The sequence below is a fragment of the Caballeronia grimmiae genome (assembly GCF_000698555.1).
GTDB classification, from domain to species: domain Bacteria; phylum Pseudomonadota; class Gammaproteobacteria; order Burkholderiales; family Burkholderiaceae; genus Caballeronia; species Caballeronia grimmiae.
This window is the reverse complement of record NZ_JFHE01000028.1, coordinates 51,699-70,114: the sequence shown is the minus strand read 5'-3', so window position 1 is coordinate 70,114 and position 18,416 is coordinate 51,699. Positions and strand designations below refer to the sequence as shown.

The following is an 18,416-nucleotide window of genomic DNA, read 5'->3' as shown; positions in this document are numbered from 1 at the left end:
GTACGCGCGGCCGATACGATCACTACGTCAGTCATTTCAGTTTCCTTTGGCATCGCATGTTAATGCCGTTTCGTGAGTGCCTATGCGGTCTCGCGCACAGTCGCCATTTCGCCCCAGGGGTTCGCCTCAAGCACCGCTCAACTGTCACGCTCCATCACGTAGCGCCCGGGCGCCGGTTCGATCACCGGATACGCCTTCGAACCGAACGACGCAGCCGGCTTCACCTGCTCGCCGGCATTCGCGGCGAGCCATTGCGTCCACGTCGGCCACCAGCTTCCGGGATGCTCGCTCGCGGCTTCGAACCACGCATCGGGATCGTCCGGGAGGCGGCCGTTCGCGTTGTCGAGCATCCAGAAATTGCGCTTGTTCTTCGACGGCGGATTAATCACGCCCGCAATATGCCCCGATGCGCCGAGCACGAACGTCTGCGGTCCCGACAGAATCGGCGCGGAAGCATACGCCGATTTCCACGGCACGATATGGTCCTCGCGCGAACCGTAGATGAAGGTCGGCAGGTCGAGCGTCGTGAGGTCGATGGCTTGCCCGCACACGGTCAGCGCGCCCGGCTCGCGGAGCTTGTTCTCCAGATACGTGTTGCGCAAATACCAGACGGACATGGGGCCCGGCAGGTTCGTCGAGTCGCTGTTCCAGAAGAGCAGATCGAACGCTTGCGGCGTGCGGCCCTTCAGGTAATTGTCGACGACGTAATTCCACACGAGATCGTTCGGCCGCAGATACGAGAACGTGTTGGCGAACTCGATGCCGCGCATCAGTCCCGCCGGCGCGCCGTTCTTGCCGCCGATGGCCTGTTCGCGCATCTGCACGTGAGCCTCGTCGACGAAGACATCGAGCACGCCCGTGTCGGAGAAGTCGAGCATCGAGGTGAGCAGCGTCATCGATGCGGCCGGCTCGTTGCCGCGCGCCTTCTCCACCGCGAGCGCCGTCGCCAGCATCGTCCCGCCGATGCAAAAGCCGAGCGTGTTGATCTTGTCCGCGCCGCTGATGTCCTTCACGACGGCCATCGTCTCGATCACGCCCTGCTGCACGTAGTCGTCCCACGTCTTGTGGGCGATCGACTGATCCGCATTGCGCCACGACAGGATGAACACCTGCTGTCCCGATTCGAGCGCATGGCGCACGAGCGAGCCTTCCGGCGACAGATCGAGGATATAAAACTTGTTGATGCAGGGCGGCACGATCAGCAGCGGCCGTGCATGGACCTTCGGCGCGAGCGGCTTGTACTGGATCAGTTGCACGAGTTCGTTCTCGTACACCACCGCGCCTTCGGTCGTCGCGATGTTCTTGCCGACCTTGAAGCCCGATTCGTCCGACTGGGAAATCTTGCCGCGCTGCATGTCGCCGAGCAGGTTCAACATGCCCTGACGCAGGCTCTCGCCCTTGCTTTCGATCAGCGCCTTTTGCGCTTCGGGATTGAGCGCAAGAAAGTTGCTCGGCGCGGCCATCGCGGCCCATTGCTGCACGGTGAAGCGAATGCGCTCGCGGGTTTTCGGATCGCTCTGGATCGCGTCGGCCAGCTCCTGCAGATAACGCGCGTTCAGCAGATACCACGCAGCCGTGAACGCGAATGCCGGCGTGGCTTGCCACGCGGTGTCCTTGAAGCGGCGGTCCTTCAGCGCGGCGGCGTCGATGTTCTGCTCGCTCGCCTGCTTGAGCAGCTCGGTCACGTCGCGCGTGTAATCGCTTTGCAGTTGATGCAGACGCTCCGGCGCGATCGCTGCCGTCGGAATCTTCGGCAAGGTGGGCAAACCCTGCATCGCCGCGCCGAAGCCCGGCATGCTGCTCGCCAGTTTGGCGAATTCCGCGAGTCCGTTCATCTTCGTGATGTCCGGCATCTGCGGCATGTTCGCGATGGTCGGAAACGCGGCGGCCAGGCCGTTCGTCAATCCGCCCAGTCCCGGAAACGGCAAGGCGCCCAGTCCCGGCATGACCGGCTTCCCGGCGTTTGCCGCGAACGCGCTCGCCGCCTGATTCGTCTGTTCAGTGAGTTTGACCCATTGACCGGGATCGGCCACGGTTCGCCATGCGTTGAGCCATTGCTCGAAGGCCTGCTGCACGCCGGTCATATCGGCTGGAGATTGCGCCGGGGTGCTGTCGGCCGTGCTGGAGCGGGAAGATGAAGAAGAAGTTTTGGAAGCCATACCCGCCTTTGACCTCTGAGTCTCGCAAGACTGATTGTGATGCAGGCATTGCCGGGCTTTTCCTGACCAGCGCGCAAGTATTGATGCGCCTTAATTGCGCGTGGCAAGAGTGCCTTGCTACGCCGTGCCCGATTGAATGAATTCCGGGAACATTCTTGCTCTTGGGTGTCGAGCATGTCAATGCTTCGTCCCGATTTTGCCGCAGTGCGATATTTTTATAATTATCGTTTTCCCCCATGAAAGAAAAGGCTTCGCCATGGGGGTTGAAATCGCGATTGAAGTGCCGACGGATTACTCGGCGAGCCAGATCATGGCGGCCATGCGGCCCGTCACCCGATCCCGACGATATGAATAAAAGCGCGCACTTTCCGTCACCGTGCAATGCGCGCCGCCATGAATGCGCGCGGCGTCGATGCCGATATCGGCGAGTCGCAGGCGCGCGAGTGTGTAGATGTCAGCGAGATACTTGTTCTCGCTGCCGGTTGGCCGGAAAGCAGCCGCCGTTGCATCGCGACGGTCCGCAGCGGACGCAGCGGCGAACGCTTCCAGCACGTCCTCTCCGACTTCGAAAGCCGCAGGACCAATAGCCGGTCCAAGATAAGCGTTCAGTTTCGATGCCGGCGCGCCCGCCAGCGCCGCAACGCGCTCGCCCGCCTTTTCGATGATGCCCGCCGCCAGTCCGCGCCAGCCGGCATGCGCGGCGCCAACCGCGCGGCCGTCGTCGTCGCAGAAGAGCACGGGCAGGCAATCAGCGGTCATCACCACGCACACGATGCCCGCGCGGTCGGTCACGCTTGCATCAGCATTGACGGGGCCGCTCGCGCCGATGACCGCGTGAGCGTCCTCGACCTGCGTGCCGTGGACCTGCTGAAGCCATGCGGCGTCGCGCGCACCGGTGAGCGCGAGCGCACGGCGGCGGTTCTCGCGCACCGCGTCGGGCACGTCGCCGGTCGACAGGCCCAGATTCAGCCCGCCCGCGTCAGGCGCGCCGCCGTCGTAAGGCGCGGCGCTGACGCCGCCCGCCCGCGTCGTCACGAATGCGCGAACGCGCGGCGACACGCGCCATTGCGGCCACAGGCAGTGCTGTGGATCGAGTGCGGGCGCTTCGCCGGTGCGTGAATCGATCATGCTTCGTCGTCCTCGTAATCTTCGTCTTCGTCCCAGTCGCCTTCGTCCCCGCCCACCTCGTAGACCTCGACGAAGTCCTCGTCTTCGTCCAGATCGATATCCTCGTCGCGCCCGAAGCCGAGTTCCGCTGCGAGCGTCGACATATCGTCGGGCACGTCCGCGCGCCAGTGCACGTCCTTGCCTGTCAGCGGATGAACCAGCCCGAGGCGCCACGCATGCAGCGCCTGCCGCGCGAAGCCGTTCGGCAGCGGCGTTACCGAACGCCTGCCGCGCACGTGACCGTAGATTGGATCGCCCAGCAGCGGATGCCCCGCATGCGCGCAATGCACGCGAATCTGATGGGTGCGGCCGGTTTCGAGATCGCAATGGATCGCGCTTACGGGCTGGCCGTTCCAGACCGCCCGGTCGATGGTGCGAAAGTGCGTGCGCGCGTGCTTGCCCGCCGCGCTCTGGACGACGGCCATGCGCGTGCGCTCGCGCGGATCGCGGCCGATGGGCGCGTCGATCGTGCCTTCATCGCGCATGTTGCCCCAGACGAACGCGACGTAGCGGCGCTTCACCGTGCGCGCCTGCAACTGGCGCACGAGGTCGGTCTGCGCTTCCAGCGTGCGCGCGACGACCATCAGTCCCGACGTCTCCTTGTCCAGACGATGCACGATGCCCGCGCGCGGCAGGCCGATCGCCGCGTCGCCGTATCGATGGAGCAGGCCGTTAAGGAGCGTGCCGCTCCAGTTGCCGGCCGCCGGATGCACGACCATGCCCGCCGGCTTGTTGATGACGACGAGCGCGTCGTCTTCGTAGACGATATGCAGCGGCACTGGCTCCGGCGTGAACGCCAGTTGCTCCGGCAGCAGGTCGGGCACGAGCGAAATGGTCGCGCCGAGCGGCACCGACTGGCGCACTTTGGCGCTCGCGCCGTCGACGAGCACGCGCCCTTCCTCGATCCAGCCCTGCAAGCGGCTGCGCGAGAATTCCGGGAAGACTTTGGCCAGCACCTTGTCGAGCCGGTCGCCCGCGAGTTCGTCGGGAACGTGCGCGGTGCGCACGTCGGCGGACGATGCAGCCGGGCCCTTTGCCTGCGGCGATTGCGGCGAAGCTGCGTCGTCGGCCGTATCGCATCGGCTATAATCTTTGAGTTGGTCTTTGGTACGACGAGTACTTGAGCGGGTCATTTGAAGAAGATTAACGGGAAGTACGCGAGGAGCGGCCGGTGGTGATGCGATGAAGTAAAACGTCATCGTCCAGTCTGCGAGCCGCCCGTGCTTCGACGTTGCGGACCGGGAAGCATCGCGGTCGACCGAACGGCATGCCGCGCGGAAGAGACTGCACCGGGGTCACAGCTGAACACAGCTGGAAAGAGCCAGTAATAGCCAGTTTTAGCCAGGATAAGCAAGCACTGATGCGAGCCTTCAACACCATTCATCAATCGATGCGGCAATCGATCAAGTATCTGGCGCTGGCCGCGAGCGTCGCCATCGTCACGGCCTGTCACGGCTTGCCCGAGAAGACCGACGAAACCGCACTCTGGAATAACAACAAATTATATACGGAGGCCCAGGACGCGCTGTCGGGCAGCGACTGGGGCAAGTGCGCCAAGTACTTCGAGGCACTCGAAGGGCGCGATCCGTTCGGTCACTTCGCGCAGCAGGCGCAGATCAACGTCGCGTACTGCAACTGGAAGGACGGCGAAACCGCCTCGGCCGACCAGGCCATCGACCGCTTCATCCGGCTGCATCCGGATCACCCCGAGATCTCGTACGCGTACTATCTCAAGGGCATGATCCACTTCAACGACGACCTCGGTCTCTTTGGCCGCTTCTCCGGTCAGGACATGAGCGAGCGCGATCCGAAATCGCTGCGCGAGTCGTATGACGCGTTCAAGGTCGTCGTCGACAAATATCCGCAAAGCAAGTACGCCCCGGACGCCGCGCAGCGCATGCGCTACATCGTGAACGCGCTCGCCTCGCATGAAGTGCACGCGGCCAATTATTACTATCGCCGGGGCGCGTATGTCGCGGCGATCAACCGCGCGCAGCTCGCCATCCGCGAATACAAGAATGCGCCGGCGACGGAAGAAGCGCTGCACATCATGATGCTGTCGTATCAGCGGCTCGACCAGCCGCAACTCGCCGACGACACCAAGCGCGTGCTCGCCGCGACGTTCCCGGACAGCCCGTACGTCACCGGGAAGGCCCGCGCTGGCGCCGAGAAGCCCTGGTACCAGATCTGGTAATGTTCACCGGGCGGCCGGCGCAGTGCGTCGGCCTTTCGACAAGGGCGTCTTGGGCGCCCTATTTTTTTCGCTTAAATTTTTGCTTTTTGGCAACAAAATTTAGCAATCCTGATATCACGGTCAGGCATCGAAGCGGTACTGCGCGCCGCCTGAGCGTGACAGACATTGAAAGAGATCAGCATGGCGCTATCCCCCATCCGGGACGAAGCAGTTCCGGCGACGCAATTCAGGCGCACTCAGCGCGACGAATTTCTCGACACGATGGACCTGCTGCTCCCGTGGCCGCGCCTGTGCGCCATCGTCGAGCAGCATGGGCGCGACGGCGACGAGCCGTTCTCCGCGAGCATCGAACGCATGTTGCGCGTATGTTTTATTCAGAACTGGTTCGGACTGTCGGACCGTGCTTGCGAGGACGCGCTCATCGACAGCATCGCGTTTCGACGCTTCGCGCGCATCGGCATCGACATCGATGGAGAACGCTCGGTTGCGCCCGATGCGCAGGCCATCCACCGCTTCCGCAGCGTGCTTCAGTCGCAGCAATCGGCGGCGGCGCTGCTGGCCGAAGTGAACGGCGTGCTGGCGGCGAACGGCATTCGCATCAAGGCCGGCACGACCAGCAACGCGCGCATCGTGGCGAATCTTTCATCGAACGCGGATGACGCGAGCGAGCGCGCGGCACCCGGCAACGCGCCACCTTCGTCACACGACACGCTGAGTTATGGCGGCGCGTACGGCAGCCAGTCGGTGCGCGTCAGGCAGGCGCCCGCGCGCGGGCCAGCGGCAGCGGCAGCCGACGCCGACGCTCGGATCGCCCGGGCGATCGCGAACATCGAACGCATCGGCAACTTCGCTAGTCGGCCAGTTCCACAGTCGAACTCGGCGAATCACTGAAAAACGCGCGGACGACATCGAGTTCGCGCGTGCGCTTGAACGGCGGCAGACTCTGCCAGATGCGGCGGCCATAGGGCTTGTCGACGAGGCGCGTGTCGCAGATCATCAGCACGCCGCGATCGGTTTCGGCGCGGATCAGACGGCCAGCGCCCTGCTTCAGCGTGATGACCGCCTGCGGCAACTGATGCACCGCGAACGGGCTCAGCCCTTTCTTCGTGAGCGCGTCGAGCCGGGCGGCCAGCACGGGGTCGTCGGGCGGCGCGAACGGCAATTTGTCGATGACGACGAGCGACAGCGCATCCCCTCTCACATCGACGCCTTCCCAGAAGCTCTGGCTACCGACGAGGATCGCGTTCCCATACGCGCGAAAACGATCGAGCAGTTCGGTGCGGCTCGCATCGCCCTGCACGAGCAGCGGGTTGCCCCAGCCGCGCCGATCGATCACATCGCGCAGACGCGACGCGATGCGGTCCACCGCGCGCAGCGTCGTGCACAACACGAACACGCCGCCGCCCGCCGCCTCGATCACCGGCAACGCGGCTTCGAAGACGGCGTCGGTGAACTGCGGCGACGACGGCTGCGGCAGATTGCGCGGCACGTACAGAAGCCCTTGCGAGGGGTAATCGAAGGGGCTCGGGAGCGTCATCGAGCGGCGGGCGTTCAGGCCCATCTGCGCCGCGTAGTGCGTGAAGTCGCCGCGCACCGACAGCGTCGCCGACGTGAAGATCCACGCACGCGGCACACCGGCGCGCTGCTTCGCGAAGATCGGCGCGACCGACAGCGGCGTCTCGTGCAACTGAACCGTGTGCGAGAACACTTCGATCCAGCGCACCATCTCGTTCGGCTCGTCCTTCGCGGCTTCCTTCGCGATGTCTTCGTCTTCCACGACGGCGCGCTCCAGCGGCGTCGGCGGCGTGGTCCAGCCCGCAAGCTGGTCCTGCAACTCGCGCGCGCGGCGCACCAGCGCCTGCAGCGATTCCGCCCGCTCCCCGTGCGACGACAACGCCGCCGCGAGGGCGTCGAGATGCGTTTCGAGCGTATCCAGCGCGTCGAAGAGCGGATGGCCGTCGGGAAGCTGACCAAGCGAGAAGCGCGCCGAATCTTCCTTGAACGCAAGCCGCAAGTCACGCGCGGCGCGTTCGAGCGCGGCGCCGAGTTTGGTCCAGTCGGCGGCGTCGCGCGCGTGGCTCAAACCTTCGGCGACGGTATCGCGCGCCAGTTCCAGCAGTTGCGTGGTCGAGAGCGTGTCACCAAAGAAAAGCGTCGCGGTTTCGGGAAGCTGATGCGCTTCGTCGAAAATGATCGTGTTGGCCATCGGCAAAAGTTCGGCCATGCCCGTGTCGCGCAGCATCACGTCGGCGAAGAACAGATGGTGATTCACGACGACGACGTCCGCCTGCTGCGCCTCCTTGCGCGCCTGCATCACGAAGCAGTCCTTGTAATGCGGGCATTCCTGGCCGAGACAGTTGTCGCGCGTGGACGTGACCATCGGCCAGACCGGCGAATTCTCGGGCACGCTCGCGAGTTCCGCCTTGTCGCCGGTGCGCGTGATCTTCGCGAAGCGGACTATCTCCTGCAGATGCGACGTATCCTGCCGCGACGGCAGGCGGCCGTTGTCCGCGGTGCGCTCCAGATAGTAGTGGCAGAGGTAGTTCGCGCGGCCTTTGAGCATCGCCACCGATACGGGCACGGCGAGCGCGTCGCGCACCGTCGGGATATCGCGCTGAAAAAGCTGGTCCTGCAGATGCTTCGTCCCCGTCGAGACGATGACCTTGCCGCCCCATAACATGGCCGGGACGAGATATGCGTAGGTCTTGCCGGTGCCGGTTCCCGCTTCGACGATCAGCGTATTCTCGCCGCCGTCGATGGCCGCTTTCGCCGTCGCGATGCCGACGTCGTCGGCGGGCGGCTCGTCGGGCGCGTAAGGCTTGTCCGATGGCCCCAGCTTGCGTGCGGGACGGCGCTGCGCTTCGAACATCGCGGGTTCGGGCATCGCGCGGCCGGACGCTTCCATCGCGGCGGCGACGGAGCGCGCCATCTCGATCTGCGATGCACGCGACCGATAGCCGTCGATGGCCCGTGCGAGCAGGCCATCGGCGGAGAAGATCGCATCGAGTTCGACGCGGCGCTTGTCCGACAGCGCGAACGGCGTGCTCGCGGAGTCGGAGGTAGGGACGGGAGAGTTCAAAGGGAGCTCGATTCTGCGAATTCTGCGGGTTTCGTGCGATGCGGCGCACCGCCGGCGGGGCGAGCCGCCGGTGAACACGCGACTACTGCAACTGCACCGCGCGAGCGGTCAGTGCGGGTCGGTGTCCAACTGCAATTGCAGCAGGAGTATGGTGTCCTTGACCTTGAGCTTGCGCTTTTTGAGGCGGCGCAATTCGAGATCGTCGATGCCTGACAGTTTCTCGATGAGCGTGTCCAGGCCGTGATGCTCTTCCTGCAATTGCGCGATGCGATCGCGGATCAGAGCGGCATCCGCGGCGGTTTGTCGGGGTGCGTTCAAGCGCTGCTGCATCCTCGCCTCCTGTCGACCGGAGTTGGCGCTTTAGCGCCTACTCCGGTCCCATGCAAAGCTGTCGACCGGAGTTGGCGCTTCAGCGCCTAACTCTAGTCCCATGCCAAGCCGTCGACCACCGCGCCGCGCCGTGCGGCGCTACTTGCCCTGCTGCTGCTGTTGCTGCTGCTGCTGCTGCTGCTGCTGCTTCAACTGGTCCTGCCGCTGCTGTTCCTGCTGCGCTTGCTGTGCCTTTTCCTGCTGCTTACGCGCAGCTTCCTTCTGGCGCGCGTCCACTTCAGCGCGATGCTGCGCGGCTTCCTGCTGTTTCTGCTCGTAACGCTGCGCCTTCTGCTCGCGCTCCTGCGCTTCGGCGACACCGCGCGCGCGGGCTTCGTCCAGCTTCTTCTGGTAGTCCGCCTGCTTGCGGTCGTACGCTGCCTGATTGGCCGTGCGCTGCGGCGCCTCGGCGTCGCGCTGCGCGGCGGCGAGCGCATTCTGGCGCTGCTTGTCCTCGTACGCCTGCTGATTCGACTTCTCGTTGGCCGCGCGCTGCGGCGCTTCGGCTTCGTACTGCGCCTGCTTCAACCCGGTCTGGCGATCGCGCTCTTTTGCGCGTTCCGCACGCTGCTCGTCGTCGAGTGCGAGTTGTTCCTGGCGAATCTGCTGACGCGCTTCCCGCATTTCAGTGCGTGCATTGTCGAGGCAGTGGTTGACGAAGAACTTGCTGTAGCAGTCGTGCTGCTTCACGCCATAGCGATAATCGTTCTCCGATGTCCGCTTGTCGAGCGCCTTCTGACGCTTGTCGTAGCCGGCACGAAGCGCCTCGTCCGTGCTGCCTGCGTCGCTCGAAGCGGCGTCGAGCGGCTGCGTGCTCACGGCGGTCGTCGGATCGATCGGCCTGGCCGTCTGCGCGATTCCCGGCTGCGATGCGAGCGCCAGAAGCACGCCTATCGACGATACGCCCAGCGCAATCGGCGAGGCCTTTGAAAAGCGAAAGTTGAGCAAATTGATGAACGGCAACGTGATAAGGAATCAGGTGCGCGAAGGGAAAAACAGGGCTTGCGCGATCCCGAAATTCTATCACCGCCCGCCGGAGCGCTCCGGCATTTATGGCAAAATGCCCTGCTCCAGCAACCCGGCCCATCGCTCGTCACGGCGTCCGGCGGCGCTGGCCAGGCGCACGTTCGCGCACTCCCACGCATGCCCGGAGCATGCCCCGCCGCCGCTTCCCTGACGAGCCAGCAGACAGCGCAGAACCATGACGGAAACCGTAGCACTCAAGATCGTACAGCGCATCGCCACCGAACTCACCGTGCAGCCGCGCCAGGTCGCGGCCGCCGTGCAGCTTCTCGACGAAGGCTCGACTGTCCCGTTCATCGCCCGGTATCGGAAGGAAGTGACCGGTAATCTCGACGACACGCAATTGCGCACGCTCGAGGAGCGCCTCCTCTATCTGCGCGAGCTGGAAGACCGCCGCGCTGCCATCCTCCAAAGCATCGACGAGCAAGGCAAGCTCAGCGACGAGCTGCGCGGCGCAATTGAAGCCGCCGACAGCAAGCAGGTGCTCGAAGACCTCTATCTGCCGTACAAGCCGAAGCGCCGCACGCGCGCGCAGATTGCCCGCGAAGCCGGCCTCGAGCCGCTCGCCCAGGCGCTGCTCGCGGACCCGACGCTCGATCCGCAGACCGAAGCCGCCAGGTTCGTCGATGCCGAAAAAGGTGTCGCCGATACCAAAGCCGCGCTCGACGGCGCCCGCGACATCCTGTCGGAGCAGTTCGGCGAAACGGCCGAGATTCTCGGCAAGGTGCGCGACTACCTGTTTAATCAGGGCCGCGTGATGTCGAGTGTCGTCGACGGCAAGCAAGGCGAGGAAGGCGAGAAATTCCGCGATTACTACGACTACAGCGAGACGATTCGCACCGTGCCGTCGCACCGGGCGCTCGCGCTGTTCCGCGGCCGCAACGCCGGCGTGCTGTCCGTCAAGCTGGGTCTCGGCGAAGAACTGGACGCGCAAGTGCCGCATCCTTGCGAAGCGATGATCGCGCAGCACGTCGGCATCGCCAATCGCGGGCGCGCCGCCGACAAGTGGCTCTCCGATGTCTGCCGCTGGTGCTGGCGCGTGAAGGTGCAGCCGCATATCGAAAACGAATTGCTGACGAAGTTGCGTGAAGAGTCCGAGCACGAAGCAATTCGCGTCTTCGCGCGGAATCTGAAGGATTTGCTGCTCGCCGCGCCCGCGGGTCCGAAGGCCGTGATCGGTCTCGATCCGGGCCTGCGCACGGGCGTGAAGGTTGCTGTCGTCGATCGCACCGGCAAGCTGCTGGCCACCGATACGATTTTCCCGCACGAGCCGCGCCGCGACTGGGACGGCTCCATCGCCAAGCTCGCGCGGATCGCACGCGCAACGCAAGCGGAACTCGTGTCGATCGGCAACGGCACGGCGTCGCGCGAAACCGACAAGCTCGCGAGCGAACTGATTGCGAAGCATCCGGATCTGAATCTGCAGAAGATCGTCGTGTCCGAAGCGGGCGCGTCGGTGTATTCGGCGTCGGAACTCGCGGCGAAGGAATTTCCGGAGCTGGACGTGTCGCTGCGCGGCGCGGTGTCGATCGCGCGGCGTCTGCAGGACCCGCTTGCCGAGCTGGTCAAGATCGAGCCGAAGGCAATCGGCGTCGGCCAGTATCAGCACGACGTGAATCAGCGCGAACTGGCGCGCTCGCTCGATGCGGTCGTCGAAGATTGCGTGAACGCCGTCGGCGTCGATGCGAATACGGCGTCCGTCGCCCTGCTCGCCCGCGTGTCGGGGCTGAACGCGACGCTCGCGCGCAATATCGTCGACTATCGCGACGCGAACGGGCCGTTCCCCTCGCGCGAGCACCTGAAAAAGGTCCCGCGTCTCGGTGACAAGACCTTCGAGCAGGCCGCGGGCTTCCTGCGCATCAACAATGGCGAGAATCCGCTCGACCGTTCGTCGGTACACCCGGAAGCGTATCCGGTCGTTCAGCGCATTCTCGCGAAGATCAACAAGCACGTCGGCGATGTGCTCGGCAAGCGTGAGGCGCTCGCGGGCCTTTCGCCCACCGAATTCGTCGACGATCGCTTCGGCCTGCCGACCGTGCGCGACATTCTCGCCGAACTCGAAAAACCCGGCCGCGATCCGCGTCCCGAGTTCAAGACGGCGACGTTCCGCGAGGGCATCGAGAAAATTTCAGATCTCGCGCCGGGCATGGTGCTCGAAGGCGTCGTGACGAACGTCGCGGCATTTGGCGCGTTCGTCGATATCGGCGTGCATCAGGATGGTCTCGTGCACGTATCGGCGATGTCGACGAAGTTCATCAAGGACCCGCACGAAGTCGTGAAGGCGGGTCAGGTCGTGAAGGTGAAGGTGCTCGAAACCGACGTGAAGCGCCAGCGCATTTCGCTGACGATGCGCCTTGACGACGACTTCGCAGCCGCATCGGCGGGCGGCGGCGCGGGTGCATCGGCGCGTGGCGGGCAGGATCGTCGCGCTTCGGGCGGCGGACGCGATGCGCGGGGCAACCAGCGCCGCGAGCCGGAAGCCGCCGGTGCAATGGCCGCGGCTTTCGCGAAACTCAAACGATAAGCGACTTGCGCTGCCAACAAAAAACCCACGTCTCGGCGTGGGTTTTTTATTGAGCGTCGCAGCGCTCAGATTTCGATCTTCGTCCCCAGTTCCACGACGCGATTCGCCGGAATGCTAAAGAAGTCGGTCGGCTTCGCAGCGTTCTGATGCATCCACGCGAACACGCGTTCACGCCACACCGACATGCCGGGCAACTCCGTCGGCACCACGGTCTCACGCGCCATGAAGAACGACGTGTCCATCAACTCGAAGGTCATCGCGTGCGCACGCGTGATCTGTTCGAGGACTGCCTTCACATCGGGCGTCTCGTTGAAGCCGTACGCAGCCTTCACGAGAAAGAGACCACCCGTGACGTCCTTAACTTCCAGCCGATGCGCGTCGTCCACGTAAGGGATATCGCGCGTGATGAAGTTCAGAAAGATGGTCCGCTCGTGCAGCACCTTGTTGTGCTTCAGGTTGTGCAGCAGGCTGACCGGCACGAGCGAATCGCTGCCAGTGAGGTAAATGGCCGTGCCCGACACGCGATGCGGCGGGTGCGCAAGCAAGCCTTGCAGGAACGGCATCAGCGGAATGCCGTCGGCGGCCGTGCGATCCTTCACGATCATGCGGCCCTTGTACCAGGTCATCAGCAGGAAGAACAGCGCCCCGCCGATGCACAGCGGCAGCCAGCCGCCCTGCTCGATCTTCAGCAAGCTCGCGCCGAAAAAGCCGATATCGATGACGAGAATCATCGCGATCATCGCGCCGACCAGAAAGCGGTTCCATCCCCAGAGGTTCGTCATCACGACCGAAACGAGGATGGTGGTGACGAGCATCGTCGCGGTGACGGCGAGACCATACGCGGCCGCCAGGTTCTCCGAGCTCTTGAACCCGACCACGATGCACAGGATGATGAACAGCAGCATCCAGTTGACGAGCGGAATATAGATCTGCCCGATCGCCAGTTCGGACGTATGCAGGATTTTCATGCGCGGCACGTAACCGAGCTGGATCGCCTGACTCGTCAGCGAATACGCGCCCGAGATGACGGCCTGCGATGCGATCACCGTCGCGATCGTCGACAGAATCACGAGCGGCAGCAGCGCCCATTCCGGCGCGAGCAAGAAGAACGGGCTTTCGATGGCCTTCGGCGAGTGCATCAGCAGCGCGCCTTGCCCGAAGTAATTCAGCAGCAGCGACGGCATCACGAGCCCGTACCAGCCGTAGCGGATCGGCCTGACGCCGAAGTGGCCCATGTCCGCATAGAGCGCTTCCGCGCCGGTCAGCACCAGCACGACCGAACCGAGCACGATATACGCCTGCAGCACGTGATCGGCCATGAACGAGACGGCGTAGTACGGATTTAACGCGACCAGCACGCCCGGCGCGAGCACGATGTGATAAGCGCCCAGCACCGCGAGCGTGCCGAACCAGACCAGCATGATCGGCCCGAACAGCTTGCCTACCACGGCGGTGCCGTGACGCTGGATCCAGAACAGCATCACGAGAATGACCATCGTGATGGGGATCACGTAAGGCGAGAGTTTCGGCGCGGCGATCTCGAGACCTTCGACCGCCGATATCACGGACATCGCCGGCGTGATGACCGCATCGCCATAGAACATGCAGGCGCCGAAGATGCCGAGCATCATCAGCACACCGGAAAGACGGCCGGAGTCTTTCACGCTGCGCAACGCGAGGGTCATCATCGCGAACACGCCGCCTTCGCCGTTGTTGTCGGCGCGCATGACGAACAGCACGTACTTGATGGCCACGACGATGACGATGGCCCAGAACAGCAGGGAGATGACGCCGAGGATGGAGGCTTCCGAAAGCGCGATGCCGTGGGTTGGGCTAAAGGCTTCCTTCAAAGCGTAAAGTGGACTCGTGCCGATGTCGCCGAAGACGACGCCGATTGCCGCGAGCGCAAGCGAATGCAAAGGCTGTTTGCGCTCTTGCGCGTGAGTCATGTTAGTCATAAAAGCGAGAGATCCGTCCAGGGCGGAAGAAAACCGAACGCCATTCTATCTAACGTCGCACGCAGATACGTCTGCCTGCGTGTTGCTCATGCACCACGACAGACGCGAGTAAGAGTTTAGCATCGTGCCCCGAATGCGTAAGCGGCGCGGCACGCCTTTGCAACACGGTCGCGCTGAAAGGCGGCCGGAAAGCAAAACGCCGTTGCGTCGGGAGAAAACCCCGGCGCAACGGCGCAGTGCATCGAAACGAACAGGACGGCGCGATGCTCAAACGCGGCCGTTCTGCGTGCCTCGCTTGATCCAGGCGCCGAGGTTGTGAGGACGCACGGTGTCCCACTCCTCGAACGGCTGATGAATCCACGGATTCGTTTCAAGAAACTGCACGTGATAGTCGGGCTTGACCTTCGAGCACGCCTTGTACCAGAGCACCGCCGAGCGCACCGCGGTGATCGCGGGATAACGCTCTTTTAGGTGGTCCTGCACGCGCGCCAGCGTGACGCCCGAATCGACGAGATCGTCGACGAGCAGCACGTTGCCCGACAGTTCGCCGCGCGTCATCGTGATGTACTGCGCGATGTCGAGGTCGCCCTGCTGCGTGCCCGCGGCCTCGCGATACGAACTCGTCGCAAGAATGGCGAGCGGCAGGTCGTAGATGCGCGAAAGCTGGTCGCCGACGCGCAGGCCGCCGCGCGCGAGGCACAGGATTTTGTCGAACTTCCATCCCGAGTCGTGCACGTTCAGCGCGAGAATTTCGATCAACCGGTGATATTCGTCCCAGTTGACCCAGAGGTTCTTTTCGTCGTTACGCGGGTCGGTCATCGCGATCATGTGAGGCTCTTTCGATTGCATAGTGCGGTTATATACGAAATGTGGCCGCATGAAGCGGCCACATTCTTTACAGCGTCCGGTTCAGGCCGAGGCTTGGGCGCGCTCAGACCTTGAACGGATGACGAAGCAGGATGGTTTCGTCGCGGTCCGGACCGGTCGACACCATGTCGATCGGCACGCCCGCCACTTCCTGCACACGCGTGAGGTAAGCACGCGCGTTCTCGGGCAGGCTGTCCCACTGCGTAATGCCGACGGTGCTTTCCTTCCAGCCGCCGAACGTCTCGTAGACCGGCTCGCAGCGCGCCACTTCCGACGCGCCGCGCGGGAGGATGTCGAGCGCCTTGCCGTCGAGCGTATAGCCGACGCACAGCTTCACTTCCTCCAGGCCGTCGAGCACGTCGAGCTTCGTCATGCACAGGCCCGTGATGCCGTTGATCTGGATCGAGCGGCGCAGCGCGGCGGCATCCAGCCAGCCGGTGCGGCGCGGACGGCCGGTGACCGAGCCGAATTCCTTGCCGACGGAGGCGAGCGTCACGCCGACCGGGTCCTGGCGCTTCGGATTATCCGCGTCGTACAGTTCGCTCGGAAACGGGCCGGCGCCCACGCGCGTGCAATACGCCTTCGTGATGCCGAGCATGTAGTTGAGCTTTTGCGGACCGACGCCCGCGCCAGCCGTCGCCGCACCCGCGACGCAGTTGCTCGACGTGACGTACGGATACGTGCCGTGGTCGATATCGAGCAGCGTGCCTTGCGCGCCTTCGAACAGCAGATTGCGGCCAGCGTGGTTTTCGTCGTACAGGCGGCGTGAGACGTCCGTGACCATCGGCGCGAGACGGTCGGCGTAGCCGAGCATCGTGTCTAGCGTTTCCTGATAGTCGACTTCGGCGGCACCGAGATATTTCGTCAGCACGAAGTTGTGGAAGTCCAGCACTTCACGCAGACGTTCTGCGAAGAGCGGCGCGTCGAACAGATCCTGCACGCGCAGGCCGCGACGGGCCACCTTGTCTTCGTACGCCGGACCGATACCGCGCCCCGTCGTGCCGATCTTGCCGGCGCCGCGCTTGGCTTCGCGCGCCTGGTCGATGGCGACGTGGTACGGCAGGACGAGCGTGGCGGCCTCGGAAATGAACAGACGCTTGCAGACATCGATGCCCGCGGCTTCCAGTTCGTCGATTTCCTTGAACAGCGCCTGGGGGGACAACACGACGCCATTGCCGATGTAGCAGGCCGTGCCCGCGCGCATGATGCCCGACGGGATGAGGCGCAAGATGGTTTTCTTGCCGCCGATGATGAGCGTGTGGCCGGCGTTGTGACCGCCCTGGAAGCGCACGACGCCCTGGGCATGGTCCGTCAGCCAGTCGACGATTTTGCCCTTGCCCTCGTCACCCCACTGGGTGCCCACCACGACGACGTTGCGCCCCGGGTTCACATTCACTGCACTGGCAGACATGTTGATTCGTTAGCTGGTTAAAAACGCATTTTACCTATGTTCGCGGCCGTTTCCGAGTTTTTCGGGATGCATGCCGCGATTAGGTCTGGTTCACGCGCTTGCACGCGCGATGACGAAAGTCCTGGGCCGTCAGGCGCCGGAACGAGCCGGATTCACGCGCTCCTCGACCGCCCATTGCCCGTCGCGCTCGACCAGCACGCGATCGAATGCGAATTCGTCGAGATCGTGTTCGTGGCCCGGCAACGCCTGAATCACGACTTCGCCCGCATCCCGCAGCGTCGCGACGGCCGCGCGCAACGGTTCTTCGTGCCTCCACGGCGCGAGAATCGCGCTGCCGCGTGCATCGACGGGAGAAATGCGCGCCACTTCCCGCAGGTCCAGCGAGAAGCCCGTCGCGGGCCGCGCGCGGCCATAGGCCGAGCCGACATCGTCGTAACGGCCGCCGCGAGCAACCGCGTTCGGCACGCCATCGACGTAAGCGGAGAACATCACGCCGCTGTGGTACGCGTAGCCGCGCAGGTCGGCCAGGTCGATCATCAGCTCCGCGCCGTCGGCGCGGGCGGCGAGGAACGCGAGGTCGTCGAGCGCCCGCGCGATCACCGGCAGATTCGGCAGACGCGCACGCGCCATTTCGAGCACCGAAGCATCGCCATAAAGCGAAGGCAGCGCGCGCAACGCCTCGCGCGGCACGTGGCCGAGATGCGCCGTCAGTTCGTTGATGCGCGGCACGTCCTTGCTGGCGAGCGCGTCGTAGAGCGCTTCTCCGAGCGATGCCGCCGCCGGTTCCAGTTCAAGCAGCGCCGCGAGCACGCCCGCATGACACAGGTCGAGGCGCACTTTCGACAAGCCCGCGAGGTGCAGCGAATCGAGCATCAATTGCTGAATCTCGAGATCCGCTTCCAGCCCGGCGTGACCGTAGATTTCCGCGCCGATCTGAATCTGCTCGCGCGTCGCGTGCAGGCCGCGCGGACGCGTATGCAGCACGACACCCGCATAGCAAAGACGCGTGACGCCCTGCCGGTTCAGCAAGTGGGCGTCGATACGCGACACCTGCGGCGTAATGTCCGCCCGCAAACCCAGCGTCCGGCCCGACAACTGATCGACGAGCTTGAAGGTGCGCAGATTCAGGTCGCTTCCACCGCTCGTCAGCAACGATTCGAGGTATTCGAGCATCGGCGGCATGACGAGCTCGTAGCCGTACGAGCGAAACCGGTCGAGCAGGCGGCGGCGCAGCTCTTCGATCTTGCGGGCTTCCGACGGCAACACGTCGGCGATATTTTCGGGAAGCAACCAGGTGGACATCGATACGTTTCCTGCTTGGGCACGCGGCGCTCGCAAGCACGGCGCGCATGGGCGGATAGAGACAAAGATAGGCTAAATGGCGGAACCCCGCCGGGCGCTGCGATCCGCGATCGGCTTACGTGGCGATCCATAACAGGACCAGTCCGAGCGCCATCGCGATCAATCCGCCGATGCGGATGTGATGCGGCGGCCGTTCGGCGATACGGCGGAACGTGTCGCGCCAGGCGGTGGGAAAGACGAAGGGAAACATGCCTTCGATGATCAGCATCAACGCAAGTGCGAGCAGTATCGTCTCGACCATGTTCTCGGAAAGAAGGCGCCGCGCGCGTGTTTATTCACCTCTGGCGCGCGGCGCGGGTACGG

15 protein-coding genes are annotated in these 18,416 nt (G+C 64.1%); 4 read left to right on the top strand and 11 right to left on the bottom strand.

Going from position 1 to position 18,416, the window contains the following annotated elements:
• Positions 1 to 137: 137 nt before the first annotated feature.
• The 3 genes from phaC to BG57_RS22725 form a co-directional block, all read right to left on the bottom strand.
• A complete protein-coding gene (gene phaC, locus BG57_RS22735; RefSeq protein WP_035968325.1) occupies positions 138 to 2,159 on the bottom strand; it encodes a class I poly(R)-hydroxyalkanoic acid synthase in 2,022 nt (673 codons plus the stop codon).
• Between the two features lie 291 nt (positions 2,160 to 2,450).
• On the bottom strand, positions 2,451 to 3,287 hold the full coding sequence (gene pgeF, locus BG57_RS22730; RefSeq protein WP_035968320.1) for a peptidoglycan editing factor PgeF: 837 nt from the start codon (positions 3,285 to 3,287) through the stop codon (positions 2,451 to 2,453).
• Positions 3,284 to 4,459: an RluA family pseudouridine synthase gene (locus tag BG57_RS22725; protein ID WP_035968317.1), complete on the bottom strand. Its 1,176-nt coding sequence runs from the start codon at positions 4,457 to 4,459 to the stop codon at positions 3,284 to 3,286. The genes pgeF and BG57_RS22725 overlap by 4 nt, the downstream gene beginning before the upstream one ends.
• A 227-nt stretch (positions 4,460 to 4,686) precedes the next feature.
• On the opposite strand from BG57_RS22725, the gene BG57_RS22720 reads away from it, so the two are divergent.
• Both BG57_RS22720 and BG57_RS22715 read left to right on the top strand, forming a co-directional pair.
• Entirely contained in the window at positions 4,687 to 5,520 is an 834-nt protein-coding gene (locus tag BG57_RS22720; protein ID WP_035968314.1) for an outer membrane protein assembly factor BamD, read from the top strand.
• Positions 5,521 to 5,700: 180 nt separating this feature from the next.
• Positions 5,701 to 6,411: a transposase gene (locus BG57_RS22715; protein ID WP_052005944.1), complete on the top strand. Its 711-nt coding sequence runs from the start codon at positions 5,701 to 5,703 to the stop codon at positions 6,409 to 6,411.
• Here BG57_RS22715 and BG57_RS22710 read toward each other — a convergent pair.
• From BG57_RS22710 to BG57_RS22700, 3 genes are all read right to left on the bottom strand, one after another.
• On the bottom strand, positions 6,371 to 8,599 hold the full coding sequence (locus BG57_RS22710; protein WP_035968310.1) for a DNA repair helicase YoaA: 2,229 nt from the start codon (positions 8,597 to 8,599) through the stop codon (positions 6,371 to 6,373). The genes BG57_RS22715 and BG57_RS22710 overlap by 41 nt on opposite strands.
• Before the next feature lie 108 nt (positions 8,600 to 8,707).
• Positions 8,708 to 8,929 carry a DUF465 domain-containing protein gene (locus BG57_RS22705; RefSeq protein WP_035968308.1) on the bottom strand — a complete coding sequence of 74 codons (222 nt, stop codon included), beginning with the start codon at positions 8,927 to 8,929 and terminating at the stop codon, positions 8,708 to 8,710.
• Between the two features lie 138 nt (positions 8,930 to 9,067).
• Complete coding sequence (locus BG57_RS22700) at positions 9,068 to 9,883, bottom strand: flotillin family protein (RefSeq protein WP_371875877.1); 816 nt, start codon at positions 9,881 to 9,883, stop codon at positions 9,068 to 9,070.
• Here BG57_RS22700 and BG57_RS33390 point away from each other — a divergent pair.
• The gene (locus tag BG57_RS33390; protein WP_167569271.1) at positions 9,780 to 10,145 is read left to right on the top strand and encodes a hypothetical protein; all 366 of its coding nucleotides are present in this window, start codon (positions 9,780 to 9,782) and stop codon (positions 10,143 to 10,145) included. The two genes, BG57_RS22700 and BG57_RS33390, sit on opposite strands and share 104 nt — an antisense overlap.
• Positions 10,146 to 10,169: 24 nt before the next feature.
• Positions 10,170 to 12,515 (top strand): Tex family protein, encoded by a 2,346-nt coding sequence (locus BG57_RS22695; protein WP_035968304.1) that lies wholly within the window; start codon positions 10,170 to 10,172, stop codon positions 12,513 to 12,515.
• A gap of 65 nt (positions 12,516 to 12,580) precedes the next feature.
• Here the strand turns inward: BG57_RS22695 and BG57_RS22690 are convergent, their stop codons facing one another.
• From BG57_RS22690 to BG57_RS22670, 5 genes are all read right to left on the bottom strand, one after another.
• On the bottom strand, positions 12,581 to 14,473 hold the full coding sequence (locus tag BG57_RS22690; protein WP_035968302.1) for a potassium transporter Kup: 1,893 nt from the start codon (positions 14,471 to 14,473) through the stop codon (positions 12,581 to 12,583).
• A gap of 267 nt (positions 14,474 to 14,740) precedes the next feature.
• Complete coding sequence (locus tag BG57_RS22685) at positions 14,741 to 15,301, bottom strand: phosphoribosyltransferase (protein WP_035968301.1); 561 nt, start codon at positions 15,299 to 15,301, stop codon at positions 14,741 to 14,743.
• A 103-nt stretch (positions 15,302 to 15,404) separates the two neighbouring features.
• Entirely contained in the window at positions 15,405 to 16,751 is a 1,347-nt protein-coding gene (locus BG57_RS22680; protein ID WP_035968299.1) for an adenylosuccinate synthase, read from the bottom strand.
• 129 nt (positions 16,752 to 16,880) lie between these two features.
• On the bottom strand, positions 16,881 to 18,053 hold the full coding sequence (locus BG57_RS22675; protein WP_035968297.1) for an ATP phosphoribosyltransferase regulatory subunit: 1,173 nt from the start codon (positions 18,051 to 18,053) through the stop codon (positions 16,881 to 16,883).
• A 115-nt stretch (positions 18,054 to 18,168) separates the two neighbouring features.
• Complete coding sequence (locus BG57_RS22670) at positions 18,169 to 18,354, bottom strand: DUF2065 domain-containing protein (protein WP_035968294.1); 186 nt, start codon at positions 18,352 to 18,354, stop codon at positions 18,169 to 18,171.
• Positions 18,355 to 18,416: the final 62 nt, after the last annotated feature.

Bases quoted from the DNA above. Each gene is read 5' to 3' on its own strand.
- phaC (WP_035968325.1), bottom strand. From the start codon at position 2,159: ATGGCTTCCAAAACTTCTTCTTCATCTTCCCGCTCCAGCACGGCCGAC.
- pgeF (WP_035968320.1), bottom strand. From the start codon at position 3,287: ATGATCGATTCACGCACCGGCGAAGCGCCCGCACTCGATCCACAGCAC.
- BG57_RS22725 (WP_035968317.1), bottom strand. From the start codon at position 4,459: ATGACCCGCTCAAGTACTCGTCGTACCAAAGACCAACTCAAAGATTAT.
- BG57_RS22720 (WP_035968314.1), top strand. From the start codon at position 4,687: ATGCGAGCCTTCAACACCATTCATCAATCGATGCGGCAATCGATCAAG.
- BG57_RS22715 (WP_052005944.1), top strand. From the start codon at position 5,701: ATGGCGCTATCCCCCATCCGGGACGAAGCAGTTCCGGCGACGCAATTC.
- BG57_RS22705 (WP_035968308.1), bottom strand. From the start codon at position 8,929: ATGCAGCAGCGCTTGAACGCACCCCGACAAACCGCCGCGGATGCCGCT.
- BG57_RS22695 (WP_035968304.1), top strand. From the start codon at position 10,170: ATGACGGAAACCGTAGCACTCAAGATCGTACAGCGCATCGCCACCGAA.
- BG57_RS22690 (WP_035968302.1), bottom strand. From the start codon at position 14,473: ATGACTAACATGACTCACGCGCAAGAGCGCAAACAGCCTTTGCATTCG.
- BG57_RS22685 (WP_035968301.1), bottom strand. From the start codon at position 15,301: ATGATCGCGATGACCGACCCGCGTAACGACGAAAAGAACCTCTGGGTC.
- BG57_RS22680 (WP_035968299.1), bottom strand. From the start codon at position 16,751: ATGTCTGCCAGTGCAGTGAATGTGAACCCGGGGCGCAACGTCGTCGTG.
- BG57_RS22675 (WP_035968297.1), bottom strand. From the start codon at position 18,053: ATGTCCACCTGGTTGCTTCCCGAAAATATCGCCGACGTGTTGCCGTCG.
- BG57_RS22670 (WP_035968294.1), bottom strand. From the start codon at position 18,354: ATGGTCGAGACGATACTGCTCGCACTTGCGTTGATGCTGATCATCGAA.